We start from the raw sequence: 18,182 nt of genomic DNA on the forward strand, positions 1-18,182 counted from the left end.
TTCTGGAACCGGGCATGCCCGGTTCCAGTGGCGGCATGGATTTCTGATCCAAGCCTCCATCCAACTGTTAATGGGAAAGGCCCGGCGCAAGCCGGGCCTTTTTCATGTCCGGTCGATGACAATTTGCTCATCTCGACGCGCCGCCATTGAACGGCCGCATCCTCTGCGACATGGTCAGAATCGCGATGGCATCTCGTCATCCCCGCCATTTCCGCAGGATCCTTGCCCATGCGCCCTTTGAGCATCGCCGTCGCCGTGCTTGCCGTGATCGCCCTCGTCGTGGGCCAGCAGAGCGGCAGCGCCGGAGCCATCGGGATGGGCGTCATCGGCCTGCTGCTTGCCGCGGCGACATGGCGGGCCGTCGCGATCGCGACCTTCCTCAGGATCTTCTCGATCATCTTCGGCGTCGAGTATGTGCTCACCGGCGCCGCCTTCCTGGTCGCCCAATCCGGCGCCTGGCCCGAGGCCTGGCAGGCGCTCGTGCCGCCCGCCAGCCTGACGATCACGATCGCGGTCTTCGGCCTGGTGGTCTATGCGATCTCCTTCGTCCCCGGCATCGCGCGCATCGCCAGGCTGGCCTCGCCCTATTTCGAGGCTCCGGAGCGAACCACGGGACATCTATGGCCCTTGAAGCCCTTTCAGATCGGCAGCGGGCGCCTCGGCACGTTCCTGCTGGTTTTCCTGGTCGTCCTCAATCAGTTGCAGGTCGCGATCTCGCTCAGGCTGTCCTTCTTCAACCGCGATTTCTACAACGCGATCCAGGAGAAGGACGCGGCGAGCTTCTGGTACCAGCTCATCTTCGTCTTCAGTGTCTGGGCGGCGATATCGGTCGTCTCCAACCTGATCGAAATGGTCGCCAACTATACGCTGCTGATCCGCTGGCGGCGCTGGATGGCGGAAAAATTCAGCAGCGCCTGGCTCGGCAATTCCAATCACTACAGGGTCTCGCTCGCCGGGAGCGCCGACAACCCCGACCAGCGCATCGCCGAAGACACGCGCGCCTTCGTCAACAACACCTATAATTTCGCGCTGCCCCTGCTCACGCAGGTCTCCACGCTCGTCTCCTTCTCGATCATCCTGTGGTCGATCCCGGTCGCGAGCGTCCTGCCCGGCACGGACATCACCATCCCCGGCTTCATCTTCTGGATGGCGCTGATCTATTCCATCGCCGCGACCTGGATCGCCCATCGGATCGGAAAGCCGCTGATCGGGCTCGAATTCGAACAGGAGAAGCGCGAGGCGACCTTCCGCTTCTCGCTGGCGCGGCTGCGCGAATATTCCGAGCAGATCGCGCTCATGCGCGGTGAGGATGCCGAGCAGAAGCATCTGAGCGAACGCTTCGGCGATATCGTCACCAATTTCTACAGGCTCGTCTGGGCGCGCGTTCGGCTGACCACCTTCACGCTCTCCTTCGGCCAGGCCAACGTCGTCGTGCCCTATATCCTGCTCGCACCGCATTATTTCTCGGGCAAGATCACGCTCGGCATCATGACGCAGGTCGCCTCAGCCTTCGACCGGGTCCAGACCGCGATGTCCTTCTTCATCGACCGGTATCAGTCGATCGCCTCCTATGTCGCCTCGATCAACCGCCTCACCACCTTCGAGGCCGCGATCGCGCAGGCGGCCAGCGCCAGCGATAAGGGCATCCATAACGTATCCGCCAAGGGCGAGGCGGTGCATCTCGACGAGGCCACGCTCAGCCTGCCCAACGGCCAGCCGATCGTGCGCGTGCACGACCTCGACCTCGGCGCAGGCCGGCGGACACTGGTCATCGGCCCGTCGGGCTCGGGCAAATCGACGCTGTTTCGCGCCATTGCCGGGATCTGGCCCTTCGGCCAGGGCAAGGTCGGCATCCCGACCGGGGCCGAGATCATGCTGCTGCCGCAGCGGCCCTATCTGCCCCAGGGCAGCCTGCGCGCGGCGCTGGCCTATCCCGCGCCGGTGAATACCTATGGCGAGGCCGAGATCAAGGCGGCAATGCATCTGACCAAGCTCGACCATCTCTCCGAGCGGCTCGACGAGGTCGATCTCTGGGGCCAACGTCTTTCCGGCGGCGAGCAGCAGCGCCTCGCCGTGGCGCGCGCCCTGCTGGCGAAGCCCGACTGGCTCTTCCTGGATGAGGCGACGGCCTCGCTCGACGAGAAGCTGGAGGGCGAGATCTATGCCGCGCTCGAGCAGGCGCTGCCGCAGACCAGGATCGTCTCGATCGGCCACCGCTCGACGCTGCGGGCGATGCACGATGCGATCGTGATCATGCAGCCGAACGAGGACGGCACCTTCAGCCCCAAGGCGGAAAACCGGGAGCTGGTCGGTTAGGGCAGGCTGTTTGTGCCCGGAAACACGCCGTCATTCCGGGACATGGCGCAGCCATGGACCCGGCCCCATGACCACGAGGCGTCTCCAGTTCGTCATGCTCGCCCTTGTGGCGAGCATCCACGTCTTGAACATAGGCCTCGACCAGCGAAGACGTGGATGGCCGGGACAAGCCCGACCATGACGGATAGCGGGGCGTCCATGAGTTCCGGGCTCAGGCCTGCGCCTGCCCCGGAACAACGCTGCAGATCGTAGCAGCCCGCGCTCAGAGACCGCGGTCGAAGCGCACTTCGCCGGCCGCACCCTGGACGACCAGCTTGCCGTCGACGAGGTCCCACTTGCGGGCCGCGCGCAGCGCGGTGAGATAGGCGCGCTCGAAATCGAGCAGGCCCTTGTCGCAGGTCCGCTTGGTCAAGGCGATCGGCCCGACCGCGAGGCCCTGCTGGCGCAGCGGATAAGCGGTGGCCGAGAAGGTGTTGCAGCCGCCAAAGCCCGTGCCGCGCAGATTGGCGTCGATCAGGAAGGTGGCGCGGCGGTCGGAGATCGGCTTGCCGTTCAGCGAGCTCGCGGCCCAGGAGGCGCCGACCGGATAGGTCTTCTCCTGCTCGGCCGGCGGAATCTGCTGCTGTTGCTCCTGGGGCGCGCCCCGGCTGCGACGCTGGGCCTCGGCAGGCCCCGCCATAAGCGAAGCCATCGGCACGAGCGCGGCGAGAAGGGCGGCATAGCCAAGGCGTCGGTTCGTCATTCTATCACCCGCAGTCATGCCCGCGACGATAGCGCGCGAGCTCTCCCTGTTGAAAGCGCGTAACGGCGTATTGTTCCGGGATCAATCAGGAAGGTGAGCCATGGACCCGAATTGCGGGATTTATGGGGCCTGAGAGACTGTTTGATAATTCGAGGCCTCATCCTGAGGAGCCGCGAAGCGGCGTCTCGAAGGATGCTCCAGATGGTTCGGGAGCCTCCTGGAACATCCTTCGAGACGCCATTCCTGCCGGAATGCCTCCTCAGGATGAGGGCTCAGGGTGTTTCCGAACAGTCTCTGAGCCCACCGACATCAGCAATCTCCGCCGCCGCCCGGTTTCTGGCGCGGCGCTCAGATACGCGCCAGCAGCCGCTCGATCAGCGGATTGGCCTTGCGGAAAACGTAATCGGGCGCACTCACCGTGATTTCGTCCGCGCCCGACCGCGCGAGATGCTCGACCAGCGCGAAGACCGATTTCTCCGGGCAATGCAGCACCTGCACGCCGCCCTGTGCGGCCAGGCCGAAAGGCAGCCTCGCGCCGAACTGGGTGGTGATCGCCTCGATTGCCTCCGGCGTAGCCCCGATATCGCGGGCGCGGATCTCGCGCACGGTCCGCGCCTCTTCCTCGGCGGCGATTCGCGACAGGATGGCGGTCGCGGCAGCGCGCGCCCTTGCGCCCCAGGGCGCCCGCACGGAGGCGACGAGATTGGCTTCCGACGCCAGCATCACGCCATCATCGAGCACCTTCAGGGCGTTGGCCGCCAAAGTGCCGCCGGTCGTGGTGATGTCGACCACGATCTCGGCCGTGCCGGCGGCCGGCGCTCCCTCGGTCGCACCCAGGCTCTCGACGATGCGGTAATCGGCAAGGCCGTGCTGGGCGAAAAAGCGGCGGGTCAGGTTCACATATTTCGTGGCGACGCGCAGCTTGCGGCCCTGGCGGACGCGCATGGTCGAGGCGACGTCGTCGAGATCGGCCATGGTGCGCACATCGATCCAGGCCTGGGGCACCGCGACGACGACATTGGCGTGGCCGAAGCCGAGCGGGGTCAGCATCTCGACGGCGGCATCCGCATCGGGAACCTGCTCGCGCACCAGATCCTCGCCGGTGACGCCGAGATGGGCCGCGCCCGAGGCTAGCTGGGCGACGATCTCGGAGGCCGAGAGGAAAGCGACCTCGGCGCCCTCCAGCCCGGCGATGGTGCCGCGATAATCGCGCGCGCCGCGCGACTGCACGAATTTCAACCCGGCGCGGCCGAAAAAGGCGGTGGCGTTCTCCTGCAGCCGGCCCTTGGAGGGAACCGCGAGGACGAGGGCCGGATCGCTCATGACTTGTCTCCCGCCAGCCGGTCGAGCCAGAGCGAGGCGCCCACGGCCGGAATGGAACCGGGCGCTCCGAGCCGTCCCAGCACATGGTCGTAGCGCCCGCCGCCGGCGACCGGCTTGCCGTCCGCGCGGGCGGCGTCGTGCAGCTCAAAAATGAAGCCGGTATAGTAGTCGAGATTGCGGGCGAAACCGGCGGCGAAGGCGATCTGCGTCACATCGACCCCGCGCACGGCAAGGAAGCCCGTGCGCTCGTCGAAGGCGTCGAGCTCACGGCCGAGATCGAGCGAGGCGCGCTCGGCCAGCGCGCGCAGGGAAGCGGAGGCCGTGTCGGGATCGCCGGAGATGGCGAGCACCTGGCCGAGCAGCGCCTTGACGTCGGCATTGACCGGGTTCTCACGCTCGGCCGCCCGCGCCAGGAAGCGTTCGGCGATGTCACCGGCCGTGCGGCCGCCCACCGTCGAGATGCCGGCGATCGACAAGACGTCCTCGACGAAGGCTTTTGCCGCCTTGGGATCCTGGCCCTCCAGCGCCTTGAGCAGGCCGGCATGAGCGGCATCGCCCTCAGGCTGCGGGGCGTCGAGCGCAGCGGTGGCATCTGCGCCCTTGCCCTGCACGGCCGCGCGCATGAAGCGGCGGCGGGCGCCCTGGGGCACAGCGAGCCCGTCGAGCAAAGCGTTGAGCAAGGCGACATCGCCCATCACGATCTTCGGCTGGGCGAGCCCGAGCGCGGCGGCGGCCTCGATCGTCAGCGCCATGATCTCGGCATCGGCAGCGGCGAAATCGGTGCGGCCGAAGGATTCAAGCCCGGCCTGCGAGAACTCGCCGGGTTCGCCCGAGCGCATGCGGAAGACCGGGCCCGCATAGGCATAGGCCGCAGGCTCGGTCGAGCGCGCGGCGATGTGATCGAGCGCGACGGGAATGGTGTATTCGGGCCGCAGGCACCAGTCGCGCCCCTCGGCGTCCTGCGTCATGAAGATGCGGCGGCGGATATCCTCGCCGGAGAGGTCGAGGAAGACATCGGCAGGCTGCAGGATCGCCGGCTCGGCGCGGCCATAGCCCTCACGCGCGAAAAGCGCGATCACGGTCTCGATGCTGGCACGGATGGCGGGCACGGCGGTTGATCCTGTTGCGGCCGCTGTCCTAGCAGCGACGTGCGGTATTTTCGACGGTTTTTAGGGAATTGGGTGAACGGGAGTTGTGAGGACGCGGGAAGCGCTGACGCCGCTTCCCTTCTCCCGGATGGGAGAAGGTGGCCCGGAGGGCCGGATGAGGGTGTGCCGTTGCAATGTAAAGCGCAACGGCTACGTCGTGCCTTGACGATCGGCGGCGGGCCCTCATCCCTGCCCTTCTCACTGATCTCGGGCTTGCCCGAGATCAGCACCCAGAGTGTCGAAGTCGGGCAGACCCGACTTCGATGCGGGAGAAGGGTTCCCCGTGTTTCACTTGTAACGCGCCAGAACCTCCTTGACGCCTTCAACGAGTTGCTCGGCCGGGCGTGTGATCTGCGCCTGCGCCTGCCGCTCCTTGTGCTCGGCGGAATCCTTGACCTCGCGCCCGGCGGCGGCGAGTTCGGCTCCCAGGATCAGGTCCTTGATGATCACCGTGCCGGCATCCCGCTCGGACGAGCCCTGAATGACGGCGCAGACCGCGCCGCGCTTGTCGGCATATTTCATCTGGGCGTTGAAGCCCGACGAGCCGAGATAGAGATCGGCCCGCAGCAAAGGCTTGCCGGCCTCGTCTTTGGCCTGGCGCAGCTGCGAGACGAAAGCCTGGTAGCCCGGCATATGCTCGGGCGACTTGTTGTCCATCGCGGTGACGACGACGAGCGGGAGCTCCGCCTTGGCGTCGACGATCGGCGACTTCACCGTCTTCAGCGCCGAATAGAGCCTGGACACGCCGATCGAGAAACCCGTCGCCGGCACCGGCTCGGGCCGGAAGCGCCCGACAAGCCCGTCATAGCGCCCGCCGCCGGCGACCGAACCGAAGCGCACGACCTGGCCATCGTCATTGGTGACCGGAAAGGTCAGTTCGACCTCGTAGACCGGGCCGGTGTAATATTCGAGGCCGCGGACGACGGAGGGGTCGATGCGGATGCGGTCGTCGCCATAGCCGGCAGCGCGACACAATCCCCGAATTGCATCCAATTCGGCTAGACCTTCATTCACAAGAGGATTCCTCGAAGGCTGCACACCTTCGACATCTTCAGGCGGGAGCCCCACGGCCCACCCCAACTCGTTCTCCGAGATCGGGCTCTTCACAATGCCAAGAACGTAAGCAATGTGCTCCTCCCCGAGCCCCGCGCCCTTGGTGAAATCCCCGCTCTCGTCCTTGCGCCCGTCACCAAGCAGGAGCTTCACGCCCTCCGGGCCGAACTTGTCGAGCTTGTCGATCGCGCGCAGCACGGTCAGCCGACGGCCGGCATGCTCCTCGCCGCCGAGCCCGATCGCCTCCATCACGCCATCGAGCACCTTGCGGTTGTTGACCTTGACGACATAGTCGCCGCGCTTGATCCCCAGCGCTTCCATCGTATCGGCGGCGAGCATGCAGATCTCGGCATCGGCCGCGACGCTCCCCGCGCCGACGATATCGGCGTCGAACTGCATGAATTGGCGGAAGCGGCCCGGGCCCGGCTTCTCATTGCGGAAGACATAGCCGGCGCGATAGCTGCGATAGGGTTTCGGCAGCGCGTCGTAATTCTCCGCGACATAGCGGGCGAGCGGCGCGGTCAGGTCGTAGCGCAGCGAGAGCCACTGCTCGTCATCGTCCTGGAAGGAGAAGACGCCCTCATTGGGCCGGTCCTGGTCGGGCAGGAATTTGCCGAGCGCGTCGGAGAACTCGACGAAGGGCGTCTCGACGGGATCGAAGCCGTAACGCGAAAAGCTTTCGCGAATGACCCCGAGCATGCGCTCGGTCGCCGCGACGTCAGTGGGGCCGCGATCGACGAAACCGCGCGGCTGGCGGGCTTTGAGCTTGTCGGGCTTCGACATGGGATCTACTTCTCGGTCATGCGCGGCAGCGGCCGGCGCCGCTGGGTTCTTCCGCGTCGGGTTAGCCCGCTGGTGCGCCAGGGGCAAGCGCAGCGGCCGTCATCGCGCTGGTTTGGCAATGACAGCGTCGCAGCATCGCGCGACGCAGCATGGGGGAAGACATGATCACCCGCCGGCTCCTGGGCGTCTTCGCCTGCCTCTTCGCCGCCGTCCTGCTGAGCGCCTGCAGCCCCAGCGAGGCCGACCAGCGCAAGGCCTTCATCGCCTTCCTGAGGGATGACGTGCTCTCCAAGACCGGCCTACGCTTGCCGCAACCCGACGCCGAGAAGCAGAAATCCTTCGGTGCCTATGCCGAGCACTATGCCGTCATCACGCGTTTCCATGAGCGCATGAACGCCTCCGTCGCCAAACCCATGCAGGAGACGCTGGCCAAGAGCATGCCACGCTCGATCGAGGATGTCGTCGCGCGCAAGGCCGACCTCATCACCGTGCGCAGCGGCTTCGTCGGCATGCGCGAGGCGCTCGATCAGGCGCTCGCGGCGGCGGCAAGCGAGAAGGCGGCGCTGAAGCAGCCCGAGGATCTCGCTGGTGTCTATGCCGCTGTCTACGACAAGGCCGTCACCGCGCCAGCCACAGCGTTCCGCCGGGTCTTCCCGACAGCCGACGACGCCTTCGCAGCAATCATCGCGCTGGCCGATCTGATCGGGAGCAATCGGGCCGCGATCAAGCTCAACGGCTCGCAGATGGAAATTTCCAACCCAGCTTTGCGGACGAAAGTGCAGGCCGCGCTCGAAGCGATGAACGCCAAACAGCGTGGCATGACCGAAGCGCAGCAGACGCTGCGCCAGGCGGTTTTCGGGAATTAGGGCGCGCCCTCCCTTCCCCCTTGGCGGGGGAAGGTGGCTCGGCGAAGCCGAGACGGATGAGGGGCGCTGTGAACTTTCCGGTTAACCGAACACGACGCCAACCGGACAGGGCACGGCGCCCCCTCATCCGGCGCTCCGCGCCACCTTCTCCCGCCAGGGGAGAAGGGAAGAGTGTGTCGCGGCTCCCGCGTCGGCTGGTTTCAGCCAGCCGCCCCTACGAAGGAACGCCCCCGCTACTCCGCCGCGATCAGCCTCACCTGCTCCCTGACCGGCACATCGGCGATCCCCGCCGCCGCCAGCTTGTCGGGCAAGGGGCCGCCCGTCGCCCAGTCGAGCAGTTCGGCGGTGTGGACGACCGGCGTCGTCGCGCCCTTGTCGGCAAAGCCCTTGGCGAGCTGGGTCATGCAGCCGATATTGCCGGTCGCGACCAGCATTGGCCTGGTCTTCTCGATATTGCCGATCTTGCGCTCGCGCAGCTGTCCCGCGATCTGCGGCTGGAGGATGTTGTAGACGCCGGCCGAGCCGCAGCAGATATGCCCTTCCGGCACCTCCTTGACCTTGAAGCCGGCGGCTGAGAGCAGGCGCTTGGGGCCGTCCTTGAGCTGCTGGCCATGCTGCATCGAGCAGGCGGAGTGGTAGGCGATCGGAATCGCGAGATCGCGCGCATGGCGCAGCTCGATCGTCTCGAGGAACTCGGTCACGTCCTTAGCAAGGCCTGAGACCGTGGCGGCCGTCTTGGCGTAGGCCGGGTCGTTGCGGAACATGAAGCCGTAATCCTTGATCGTGGTGCCGCAGCCCGAGGCCGTGATCAGGATCGCATCCAGCCCCTCGCCGGTGACTTCCGCCATCCAGGCGTCGATGTTGCGGCGAGCGAAGGCAAGCGCATCATGCTCGCGGCCCATATGGTGGACGAGCGCGCCGCAGCAGCCCTCGCCCTTGGGCAGCACGACCTCGACGCCATGGCGCGTCAGCAGGCGGATCGTCGCTTCGTTGATCGCGGGATCGAGCACCGGCTGGGCGCAGCCCGACAGGAGCGCGACGCGCTTGCGGCGCACGCCGGTGACGGGGAAGCTTTGCGGCCCCTCCATCGCCGAGCGCGACGGCAGGCGGGCGGGCGCCAGCGCCAGCATCGCCTTCAGGCGCGCGCCGACGCCCGGCAGGCTGCCGAGCACACCCGCGAAGGGCTTTGCCAGCATCGCGCCCAGCATGGCGACCCGGAAGCGGCCGGGATGCGGCAGGATCACTGAGAGCAGGCGGCGCAGCGCCTTGTCGGCGAAGCCGCGCTCATAGGTCTCCTCGATATGGGCGCGGGCATGGTCGACGAGGTGCATGTAGTTCACCCCCGAGGGGCAGGTCGTCATGCAGGAGAGGCAGGAGAGGCAGCGGTCGACATGCTTGACCACCTCTTCGGTGGCGGGCTTGCCGTTCTCCAGCATGTCCTTGATCAGGTAGATGCGCCCGCGCGGGCTATCGAGCTCGTCGCCGAGCAAGAGATAGGTCGGGCAGGTCGCGGTGCAGAAGCCGCAATGCACGCAGGTGCGCAAGATCTTCTCCGACGCCGGCAGGCGCGGATCGGAAGCGAGATGGGCGGGGGAGAAGTTGGTCTGCATGACACGGCATCCAATGCCCTCCCGTCATGCTCGGCCCTGTGCCGAGCATCCACGTCTTGCGACGCGGATGGGAGGAAGACGTGGATGGTCGGGACAAGCCCGACCATGACGGCAAGAGCGGAGGCTAAATCCCCGCATACATCCGGCCCGGCTCGAAAATCCCGGCCGGGTCGAAACTCGTTTTGATCCCGGCCGTGACCCGCAGCAGCGGTTCGGGCATTGGCTCGAACACCAGCACGCTGGCGCGGATCGCGTCCGGCGCGCGCACCAGCGTGGCGTGACCGCCGAGCGGCCTGATCGCGGCCCGGATCGCGGCTGCGCCTGCATCATCCGCATCGGGCACAGCGAGCCAGACCAGTCCCCCGCCCCAATCATAGAACCAGCGCGCCTGTGGCAGCGCATTCGCGATGGCGGCCGTCGCCCTGGGTCCGTTCGTCGGCGCCAGTGACAAGCGCCAGACCGCCTCCTGGGTATCAGCGAAGAAGCCTGCGTCGCGCACATCCCGCCACAGCGCCTCCGAGACCGCCCCCTCCAGCAGCTCCGGCGCGCCATGGGCGGCCAGCAGCGCGGCGAGCTCGGCGGCGCGATAGTCGATCGAGGCGGAAAAATTCTCCAGCCGCAGCAGCGTCCGAGCCTCGCCCGTGCCGATGCCAGCCGGCAGATGCGCCGCAGCGAAAGGCTCGAAGGGCGAGCCGAGCGCAGTCGAGAGCAGCCCAACCGCCGCCTCGTCCGCCAAACCGCGCCAGACCAGCGTGACCACGCGCTCCGGCTTCGGCAGCACGCGGAAGATCACCTCGGTGAGGAAGCCCAGCGTGCCAAAACTGCCGGCGACGAGCTTCACGAGATCAAGCCCGGTAACGTTCTTCATCACCCGCCCGCCGGATTTGATCGCCTCGCCCCGGCCATTGATCAGCCTGATGCCGATGAGCGAATCGCGCGCCGCGCCGGCATTGATGCGGCGCGGGCCGGAAATATTGCCCGCCGCGACCGCGCCGATCGTCGGCTCGCCCTGCGTGCCCAGCAGCGCGCGATGGTCCATCGGCTCGAAGGGCAGCATCTGGCCGCGTTCGGCCAGCGTCTCCTGCACAAGCGAAAGCGGCGTGCCGGCGCGCGCGCCGATCACCATTTCGGCAGGCTCATAGAGCGTGATGCCGGTGAGGCCGGCGCTGGAGAGCGTGCTCGCCGCCTGCGACGGCCGCCCGAGACCGCTGCGTGTGCCGCCACCGCGAATGGCGAGCGGTATGCCGCTGGCGACCACGGATTTGACGACGGCGCAGGCCTGCGCCTCGGTGGTGGGGGTGTGGATGATCAAGCGCCACCCCCTGTCTTTCCGGGGCTTCGCGCAGCGAAGAACCCGGAACCCACGACGGGGTGACACATGTCAAACGAGCCCTTCATAGAGGTCTTTCCATTCGGGATTCATGTCCTCGATCAGTGTGATCTTCCAAGCCCTGCGCCACTTCTTCAGGATCTTTTCCCGGTCAATGGCATCCCGGATGTCCTCGAACTGCTCGTACCAAACCAGCCGATCAACACCATAGCGACTCGTGAACCCTGCATTCTGCTTCGACTTGTGTTCATAGGCACGCCTCGCAACATCGTTGGTGACGCCCAGATAAAGTGTACCGCTCCGCTTGCTGGCCATGAGATAGACGAAATAGGTCATCGCGCTCACCCAGTCGTGGGTTCCGGGTTCTCGCTTCGCGAGCCCCGGAATGACAGTTTTACGCTGCCACCCTGCCCTCGAGCGGAAACACCTTCGCGGGATTAAGCAGCCACTGCCCATCGAACACCGCCCTCACCCGCATCTGCTGCTGCAGATCCTCGGGATTGAACTGCACCGTCATCAGGTCGCGCTTCTCGATGCCGACGCCGTGCTCGCCGGTCAGGCAGCCGCCGACCTCGACGCAGAGCTTGAGGATGTCCATGCCGGCATCCTCGGCCTTCTGCGCCTCGATCGGGTCGTTGCAGTTGTAGAGGATCAGCGGGTGGAGATTGCCGTCGCCGGCATGGAAGACATTGGCGACGCGCAGGCCATAGCCCTTCACGATCTCGTCCATGCGCCGCAACACATGCGGCAATTGTCCGGTCGGGATCGTGCCGTCCATGCAGATATAATCGGCGATGCGACCGGTCGCCCCAAAAGCGGATTTGCGCCCCTTCCAGATCGCCGCCGTCTCCATCGCCGACTTGCTCTCCTTGACCGTCTTGACGCCATGCTCGCGGGCAATAGTGACGATGCGCGCGAGCTGGGCGTCCATCTCGGCATCCGAGCCCTCGACCTCGATGATCAGGAGCGCCTCGACATCCATCGGGTAGCCGGCATGGGCGAAGGCCTCGCAGATCTCGATCGCTGGCTTGTCCATGAACTCCATCGCGACGGGAATGATGCCGGCACCGATGATGGCAGCGACCGCCTCGCCCGCCTGCTCGCTGGTGGGGAAGCCAAACAGCACCGGCCGCGCACCCTCGGCCGAGCGCAGGATGCGCACGGTCGCTTCCGTGACGATGCCGAGCTGGCCTTCCGAGCCGACGATCAGGCCGAGGATGTCGAGGCCGCCGGAATCGAGATGGGCGCCGCCGATGTCAACGACGCTGCCGTCGAGCATCACCAGCGTGACGCCGAGCACATTATTGGTGGTGACGCCGTATTTCAGGCAATGCGCGCCGCCCGAGTTCATGCCGATATTGCCGCCTATCGAGCAGGCGAGCTGCGAGGACGGGTCGGGCGCGTAGAAAAAGCCTTCCGCCATGACCTCGCCGGTTACCGCGAGATTGGTGACGCCGGCCTGCACCTTGGCGACACGGTTGGCGTAGTCGATCTCGAGGATGCGGTTCATCTTGGAGACGCCGATGACGACCGCGTCCTCCTGCGGGATCGCACCGCCCGCGAGCGAGGTCCCCGCCCCGCGCGGCACGACCGGCACGCCCTGGGCGCCGCAGAATTTCAGCACCGCCGCGACCTCCTGCGTGGTCGAGGGCAATACGACAGCCAGCGGCAGGCGGCGATAGGCGGTCAGCGCATCGGTCTCGTAGGGGCGGCGTTCATCGGCCGAGGTGATCAGCGCTTCGGGCGCGACCAGACGGCTGAGGCCGGCGATGATCTCGTCGCGGCGAGCGAGGATGCTCTCGTCGGGCACGGGAAAGGCGATGGCGGACATCGTGAACTCCTGCGTCGCCCGCCACACCAGCCCTCATCCTGAGGAGCGAGCAAAGCTCGCGTCTCGAAGGATGGTCCAGAACGCGCTGGAGCATCCTTCGAGACGCCGCTTCGCGGCTCCTCAGGATGAGGGCTCACGGGACGGAGCGATAAGACCCTAGACCAATTCCAACTGGCTTGCAGTGCAACCAACGTCCATGATTATTTCCAATTCGGAAAAGATGAGGGCGCTATGGACCGGTTCGGCGATCTCGACGTCTTCGCCCATGTCGTCACGGCCAAGAGCATGTCGGCGGCGGGCCGCCAGCTCAACCTCTCGCCGGCCGTCATCTCCAAGCGCATCCGGCGCCTGGAGGAGCGGCTCGGCGTGCGGCTGCTGCAGCGCACGACGCGGCAGCTCTCGCTGACCGAGGCCGGCCAGGGCTTCTATGAGCGCGTGGTCTCGGTGCTGTCCTCGATCGAGGATGCCGAGGCCTGGGTCGCCAGCGGCGCGGGCCAGGCGCGCGGCACATTGCGCGTCTCGGCGCCGACCTCGTTTGGGCGGCTGCATATCGCGCCGCATCTCAAGCCCTTCCTCGACGCGCATCCGCAGGTGACGGTCGATCTGATCCTGGGCGACGCCTTCGTCGACATCGTCGGTGAAGGCTTCGATCTGGCGGTGCGCATCGCCGACCTGCAGGATTCGAGCCTTGTCGCCAAGCGGCTCGCGCCGAATCACCGCGTGCTTTGCGCCACGCCGGGCTATCTCGCCACGGCCGGCACGCCCGGCTCCATCGAGGATCTGGCGCGCCATACGCTGATCGCACACAACGCCGACCATTGGCGCTTGGACGGGCCGGGCGGGCCGGTCAGCGTGCGCGTCAACGGGCCCTTGCGGACCAATTCGAGCGAGGTGGTGCGCGAGGCGCTGCTGGCCGGCCTCGGCATCGCGCTGCGCTCGACCTGGGATGTCGGGCCGGAGCTGAAATCGGGCGCCTTGCAGCGCGTCCTGCCGGAGTATTCCGTCGGCAAGCGCGTCGCGGTCTACGCGGTTTATCCCAGCCGCCGGCATATGGAGCAGAAGGTGCGCGCCTTCGTCGACTATCTCGGCGAGCTCTATGGCGCGACGCCATACTGGGACGAGGGGCTGGGGTTGTGAGTTGCGCGGTTGGCGACGCCGCCGATCTGTGCTCCCGATAGCCCGGCAACAAAACAGCCTAGGGATAGGACATCATGTTCGGCGTTCTCGAAGGCACCGGCGTCACGGTGCTCGACCCGCGTTTTCACCGCATCGTCCCCGGCTCCGCCCGCGTCGAGCGGCTCTGGACCGGCGCGCGCTGGTCGGAAGGGCCGGCCTGGTTCCCCGCCCACCACATGCTGGTCTGGTCCGACATCCCCAATGACCGGATGCTGCGCTACGACGCGCTGACCGGCCAGGTCGGCGTCTTCCGCCAGCCGGCCCGGAACTCCAACGGCAACACGGTCGATCGCGAGGGCCGGCTCGTGACCTGCGAGCATGGCGGGCGGCAGGTGACGCGCACCGAGCATGACGGCTCCGTCACCGTGCTGGCGAGCCATTTCGACGGCAAGCGGCTGAACTCGCCCAATGACGTCGTGGTCAAGTCGGACGGCTCGATCTGGTTCACCGACCCCGATTACGGCATCCTCACCGATTACGAGGGCAACGCATCCGACAGCGAGATCGGGCGTTGCAATGTCTACCGCATCGACCCGCACTCAGGCGCCGTGACCATCGTCACCGATGATTTCGTCAAGCCCAACGGCCTCGCCTTCTCCCTCGACGAAAGCATCCTCTACATCGCCGATACCGGCGCGAGCCATGATCCCGCCAACGGCCCGCGCCATATCCGCGCCTGCCGGCTCGGCGCGGATGGCGCGACGCTCGGGCGCTCCGAGATCTTCGCAACCTGCACGGCCGGCCTGTTCGACGGTTTCCGGCTCGATGCGACCGGCCGGATCTGGACCAGCGCGGCCGATGGCGTGCACATCTACCACCCTGACGGCACGCTGATCGGCAAGGTCGCGATCCCCGAGACCGTCGCCAACGTCGCCTGGGGCGGCCCCAAGCTCAACCGCCTGTTCATCTGCGGCACGACCTCGCTCTATGCGGTGATGACGCACACCAACGGCGCGCGCTGAGCGAGCGACCGAGCCACGGGTCGCCTCGCGGCTCGTGGCATAGGCTTTGCTGAAGTGCATGCAGCTTCCCGCATAGAGGTGCATGCATGTTCAAACGCTTGGCAATCACAGCCGCCCTCGCCCTTTCCATGGCCAGCGCGGCGCAGGCGGAATCGGTCGTCCGCTACGGCATCTCGCTCGCCGACATCCCGCTGACCTCGGGCCAGCCCGATCGCGGCGCCGGAGCTTATAAATTTACCGGCTACACGCTCTACGACCCGCTCGTCGCCTGGGAGATGGACATCGCCGACAGGCCGGGCAAGCTCGTGCCCGGGCTCGCGACCGAGTGGAAGGTCGACGCCAACGACCAGAAGAAATGGCTCTTCACCCTGCGCGAGGGCGTGAAATTCCATGATGGCAGCGCCTTCGATGCCAACGCCGTGGTCTGGAACCTCGACAAGGTCCTGGACGAGAAAGCCCCGCATTACGACCGCCGCCAGGCCGCCCAGGTCAAGCCGCGCCTGCCGTCGATCGCGAGCTACCGGGCGGTCGATGCGAAGACCGTCGAGATCACCACCAAGGCGGTCGACTCGTTCTTCCCCTATCAGATGCTCTGGTTCCTGGTTTCGAGCCCGGCGCAATATGAGAAGCTCGGCAAGGACTGGGACAAGTTCGCGCTGACGCCCTCGGGCACCGGCCCGTTCAAGCTCGATAAATTCGTGCCGCGCGAGCGCGCCGAGCTCGTCCGGAACCCGGATTACTGGAACAAGAACCGCCTCGCCAAGGTCGACCGCCTGATCCTTCTGCCGATCCCGGAGGTGCTGGCGCGCACCAATGCGCTGATCACCGGCCAGGTCGACCTGATCGAGACGCCGGCGCCCGACACCGTGCCGCGCCTCAAGCAGGCCGGCATGAGGATCGTCGAGAACGTCACGCCCCATGTCTGGAACTACCATCTCAGCGTGGCGCCAGGCTCGCCCTGGACGGATCTGCGCCTGCGCAAGGCGATGAACCTCGCCATCGACCGCAACGGCATCGTCGAATTGCTCAACGGCCTCGCCAAGCCGGCGGTCGGCCAGGTCGATCCGGCGAGCCCCTGGTTCGGCAAGCCGAATTTCCAGATCAAATACGATCCCGATGCCGCCAGGAAGCTGCTGGCCGAGGCCGGCTATTCCAAGGATAAGCCGCTGAAGGCGACCTTCGTCATCGCCCAGGGCGGCACCGGGCAGATGCAGTCGCTGCCGATGAACGAGTTCATCCAGCAGAACCTCAGGGATGTCGGCATCGAGCTCGACTTCAAGGTCGTCGAGCTCGAGGTGCTCTATACGCGCTGGCGCAAGGGCGCGAAGGACGAGATGAACGCCGATGTGACCTCGAACAACATCGCCTATGTCACCTCCGACCCGCTCTACGCGATCATCCGCTTCTTCCACTCCAACCAGGTTGCGCCGGTCGGCGTGAACTGGGGAACGTGGTCGAGCCCGGCGGTCGACGCCTTGCTGGACGAGGCCAGCAAGACCTTCGACGTCGCCAAGCAGGATGAATTGCTGGCCAAGGCCCATGCCCAGATCGTCGACGACGCCGTGCTGGTCTGGGTGGTGCACGACACCAACCCGCATGTGCTGTCCCCGAAGATCAAGAAGTTCGTGCTGGCCCAGCACTGGTTCCAGGACCTGACCACGATCGGGGTGGATTGATCCCTTTTGTCATTCCGGGGCTTCGCGAAAGCGAAGAACCCGGAACCCACGACCGGGTGAGAGCTTGTGATCGGTTTGATCCCGCTCCGCCCGGTCGTGGGTTCCGGGTTCGGCCTTTGGCCGCCCCGGAATGACAGGAGCGCCCGAACTGATGGGACAGATCTGCCGCCTCACCCCTTCGGCGGCTCCTCCTTCATCTTCGCCACGATGAACGGCATCGCCAAGCCGATCAGCAGGAAGCGCGTGAGATGGTGGGAGCCGACATAGAGCGTGTCGAGCCCCATGGCGAAGGCGAGCATCGCCATCGCCTCGAGCCCGCCCGGCGCGAAAGCGGTCATCGCGCTGGCATAGGGCACGCCAGCCAGCTGGGCCGCCGGCCAGGCGAAGGCGAAGGCAACGGCGATCGAGACGAAGAAGCCGCCGACAGCAAGCGGGAACAATCCCAGAAGCTCCGGCCGGGGGATATGCGCGATACGCCCTCCCATCGTGGAGCCCAGCAACACCAGCACGGCCGTCTGGATCTCGGGTGGCAATGTGCCGTGGACGAGCCCCGTACCGTGCAGGACGGCGCTGGCGAAGGTCGCGCCGAACATCATCGGCGCCGCCATGCGCAGCCGCTCGAAGACGAGCCCGACCGCCAGGCCGCAGAGCAGCACGAACAGCATCGTGTCGGCCCCGACGATATCGGCGGGCGGTGCCGGCGCCGCCGAATGGGCCCCGCTCAGCTGCATCGCGCCCGGGAGCAGCGCCACCAGGACAAGCAGGCGAAAGAGCTGAACGACCGAGATCCGGCCAATATTAGCGCCCTTCGCCTGCGCCACGGCCAGCACCGTCGCGAGCGCGCCCGGCGCCGAGGCGAGCAGGGCATCGATCCAGGACCAGCGCGCGACAAAGCGCAGATACGCCCCGGTCAGGATCATGATCGCCGCCATGCCGAGCAGAAGCACGACGAGCGAGGCCGGGTAGCGGGCAGCGGCGGCGAGCGCCTCGGGCGTCGCCGCCGAGCCGATGATCGTGCCGGACAGGAGCACCGTCGAATCGAACCACGACCGGCGCAGAACAGGGAGCGGGCGCAGGAAGGCAACCGTCGCGCTCAGCAGCATCGAACCTGACAGCCAGGCCGCAGGCGCGCCCAGCAGGGCGAAGGCGGCACCGCCAAGCCAGGCGATACCGATGGTCACGGCCTCACGACCCAGAACAGCCGGTCGCGTCGAGGGATAACCGAAAAGCGCCATCGCATCCACGACCGCGCCAAAAGCGGGCGGCTCCGGCGCACTCATGAACGCGGGGCGCGGCGAGGTCAATTTCGCCGCTGCGCCGGCAACGCAACGATACCCTGCAGCGAAAGCGCGCCGGCGCAAGAGCA

General features: G+C 66.6%; 14 protein-coding genes. 5 read left to right on the forward strand and 9 right to left on the reverse strand.

Features of this window, described 5'->3' with window-relative positions; all coding sequences use genetic code 11:
- The first annotated feature begins 228 nt into the window (after positions 1-228).
- Positions 229-2,316: an ABC transporter ATP-binding protein/permease gene (locus RMR04_RS22020; protein ID WP_311910539.1), complete on the forward strand. Its 2,088-nt coding sequence runs from the start codon at positions 229-231 to the stop codon at positions 2,314-2,316.
- A gap of 262 nt (positions 2,317-2,578) precedes the next feature.
- Here RMR04_RS22020 and RMR04_RS22025 read toward each other — a convergent pair whose 3' ends face one another.
- From RMR04_RS22025 to hisS, 4 genes are all read right to left on the reverse strand, one after another.
- Complete coding sequence (locus tag RMR04_RS22025; protein ID WP_311910541.1) at positions 2,579-3,058, reverse strand: META domain-containing protein; 480 nt, start codon at positions 3,056-3,058, stop codon at positions 2,579-2,581.
- Between the two features lie 348 nt (positions 3,059-3,406).
- Positions 3,407-4,381 carry an ATP phosphoribosyltransferase gene (gene hisG / locus RMR04_RS22030; RefSeq protein ID WP_311910543.1) on the reverse strand — a complete coding sequence of 325 codons (975 nt, stop codon included), beginning with the start codon at positions 4,379-4,381 and terminating at the stop codon, positions 3,407-3,409.
- Positions 4,378-5,490: an ATP phosphoribosyltransferase regulatory subunit gene (locus tag RMR04_RS22035; protein ID WP_311910545.1), complete on the reverse strand. Its 1,113-nt coding sequence runs from the start codon at positions 5,488-5,490 to the stop codon at positions 4,378-4,380. Before RMR04_RS22035 ends, hisG begins: the two co-directional genes overlap by 4 nt.
- Positions 5,491-5,817: 327 nt before the next feature.
- The gene (hisS, locus tag RMR04_RS22040; RefSeq protein ID WP_311910546.1) at positions 5,818-7,365 is read right to left on the reverse strand and encodes a histidine--tRNA ligase; all 1,548 of its coding nucleotides are present in this window, start codon (positions 7,363-7,365) and stop codon (positions 5,818-5,820) included.
- Between the two features lie 161 nt (positions 7,366-7,526).
- Here hisS and RMR04_RS22045 point away from each other — a divergent pair, with 161 nt between their 5' ends.
- The gene (locus tag RMR04_RS22045; protein WP_311910547.1) at positions 7,527-8,231 is read left to right on the forward strand and encodes a DUF3053 family protein; all 705 of its coding nucleotides are present in this window, start codon (positions 7,527-7,529) and stop codon (positions 8,229-8,231) included.
- Positions 8,232-8,464: 233 nt separating this feature from the next.
- Here RMR04_RS22045 and glcF read toward each other — a convergent pair whose 3' ends face one another.
- From glcF to RMR04_RS22065, 4 genes are all read right to left on the reverse strand, one after another.
- Complete coding sequence (gene glcF / locus RMR04_RS22050) at positions 8,465-9,841, reverse strand: glycolate oxidase subunit GlcF (protein WP_311910548.1); 1,377 nt, start codon at positions 9,839-9,841, stop codon at positions 8,465-8,467.
- 124 nt (positions 9,842-9,965) lie between these two features.
- The gene (locus RMR04_RS22055) at positions 9,966-11,153 is read right to left on the reverse strand and encodes an FAD-binding protein (protein WP_311910549.1); all 1,188 of its coding nucleotides are present in this window, start codon (positions 11,151-11,153) and stop codon (positions 9,966-9,968) included.
- 69 nt (positions 11,154-11,222) lie between these two features.
- The gene (locus RMR04_RS22060; protein ID WP_311910550.1) at positions 11,223-11,507 is read right to left on the reverse strand and encodes a GIY-YIG nuclease family protein; all 285 of its coding nucleotides are present in this window, start codon (positions 11,505-11,507) and stop codon (positions 11,223-11,225) included.
- Between the two features lie 58 nt (positions 11,508-11,565).
- On the reverse strand, positions 11,566-13,002 hold the full coding sequence (locus RMR04_RS22065; RefSeq protein WP_311910551.1) for an FAD-linked oxidase C-terminal domain-containing protein: 1,437 nt from the start codon (positions 13,000-13,002) through the stop codon (positions 11,566-11,568).
- Positions 13,003-13,233: 231 nt separating this feature from the next.
- Between RMR04_RS22065 and RMR04_RS22070 the strand changes: the two genes are divergently transcribed.
- From RMR04_RS22070 to RMR04_RS22080, 3 genes are all read left to right on the forward strand, one after another.
- Positions 13,234-14,139 (forward strand): LysR family transcriptional regulator, encoded by a 906-nt coding sequence (locus tag RMR04_RS22070; RefSeq protein ID WP_311910552.1) that lies wholly within the window; start codon positions 13,234-13,236, stop codon positions 14,137-14,139.
- 74 nt (positions 14,140-14,213) lie between these two features.
- Positions 14,214-15,140 carry an SMP-30/gluconolactonase/LRE family protein gene (locus tag RMR04_RS22075; protein WP_311910553.1) on the forward strand — a complete coding sequence of 309 codons (927 nt, stop codon included), beginning with the start codon at positions 14,214-14,216 and terminating at the stop codon, positions 15,138-15,140.
- 86 nt (positions 15,141-15,226) lie between these two features.
- Positions 15,227-16,816, forward strand: a complete 1,590-nt coding sequence (locus RMR04_RS22080) for an ABC transporter substrate-binding protein (RefSeq protein WP_311910554.1) — start codon at positions 15,227-15,229, stop codon at positions 16,814-16,816.
- A 170-nt stretch (positions 16,817-16,986) separates the two neighbouring features.
- On the opposite strand, the gene RMR04_RS22085 is transcribed toward RMR04_RS22080, so the two are convergent.
- A complete protein-coding gene (locus RMR04_RS22085; protein ID WP_311910555.1) occupies positions 16,987-18,096 on the reverse strand; it encodes an AbrB family transcriptional regulator in 1,110 nt (369 codons plus the stop codon).
- Positions 18,097-18,182 lie beyond the last annotated feature (86 nt).

This window comes from Bosea sp. 685 (assembly GCF_031884435.1).
In the GTDB taxonomy this organism is placed as follows: domain Bacteria; phylum Pseudomonadota; class Alphaproteobacteria; order Rhizobiales; family Beijerinckiaceae; genus Allobosea.

What these genes read in the sequence shown, in the direction of transcription:
- RMR04_RS22020 (WP_311910539.1), top strand. Translation starts at nt 229, where the DNA reads ATGCGCCCTTTGAGCATCGCCGTCGCCGTGCTTGCCGTGATCGCCCTC.
- RMR04_RS22025 (WP_311910541.1), bottom strand. Translation starts at nt 3,058, where the DNA reads ATGACGAACCGACGCCTTGGCTATGCCGCCCTTCTCGCCGCGCTCGTG.
- hisG (WP_311910543.1), bottom strand. Translation starts at nt 4,381, where the DNA reads ATGAGCGATCCGGCCCTCGTCCTCGCGGTTCCCTCCAAGGGCCGGCTG.
- hisS (WP_311910546.1), bottom strand. Translation starts at nt 7,365, where the DNA reads ATGTCGAAGCCCGACAAGCTCAAAGCCCGCCAGCCGCGCGGTTTCGTC.
- RMR04_RS22045 (WP_311910547.1), top strand. Translation starts at nt 7,527, where the DNA reads ATGATCACCCGCCGGCTCCTGGGCGTCTTCGCCTGCCTCTTCGCCGCC.
- glcF (WP_311910548.1), bottom strand. Translation starts at nt 9,841, where the DNA reads ATGCAGACCAACTTCTCCCCCGCCCATCTCGCTTCCGATCCGCGCCTG.
- RMR04_RS22060 (WP_311910550.1), bottom strand. Translation starts at nt 11,507, where the DNA reads ATGACCTATTTCGTCTATCTCATGGCCAGCAAGCGGAGCGGTACACTT.
- RMR04_RS22065 (WP_311910551.1), bottom strand. Translation starts at nt 13,002, where the DNA reads ATGTCCGCCATCGCCTTTCCCGTGCCCGACGAGAGCATCCTCGCTCGC.
- RMR04_RS22070 (WP_311910552.1), top strand. Translation starts at nt 13,234, where the DNA reads ATGGACCGGTTCGGCGATCTCGACGTCTTCGCCCATGTCGTCACGGCC.
- RMR04_RS22075 (WP_311910553.1), top strand. Translation starts at nt 14,214, where the DNA reads ATGTTCGGCGTTCTCGAAGGCACCGGCGTCACGGTGCTCGACCCGCGT.
- RMR04_RS22080 (WP_311910554.1), top strand. Translation starts at nt 15,227, where the DNA reads ATGTTCAAACGCTTGGCAATCACAGCCGCCCTCGCCCTTTCCATGGCC.
- RMR04_RS22085 (WP_311910555.1), bottom strand. Translation starts at nt 18,096, where the DNA reads ATGAGTGCGCCGGAGCCGCCCGCTTTTGGCGCGGTCGTGGATGCGATG.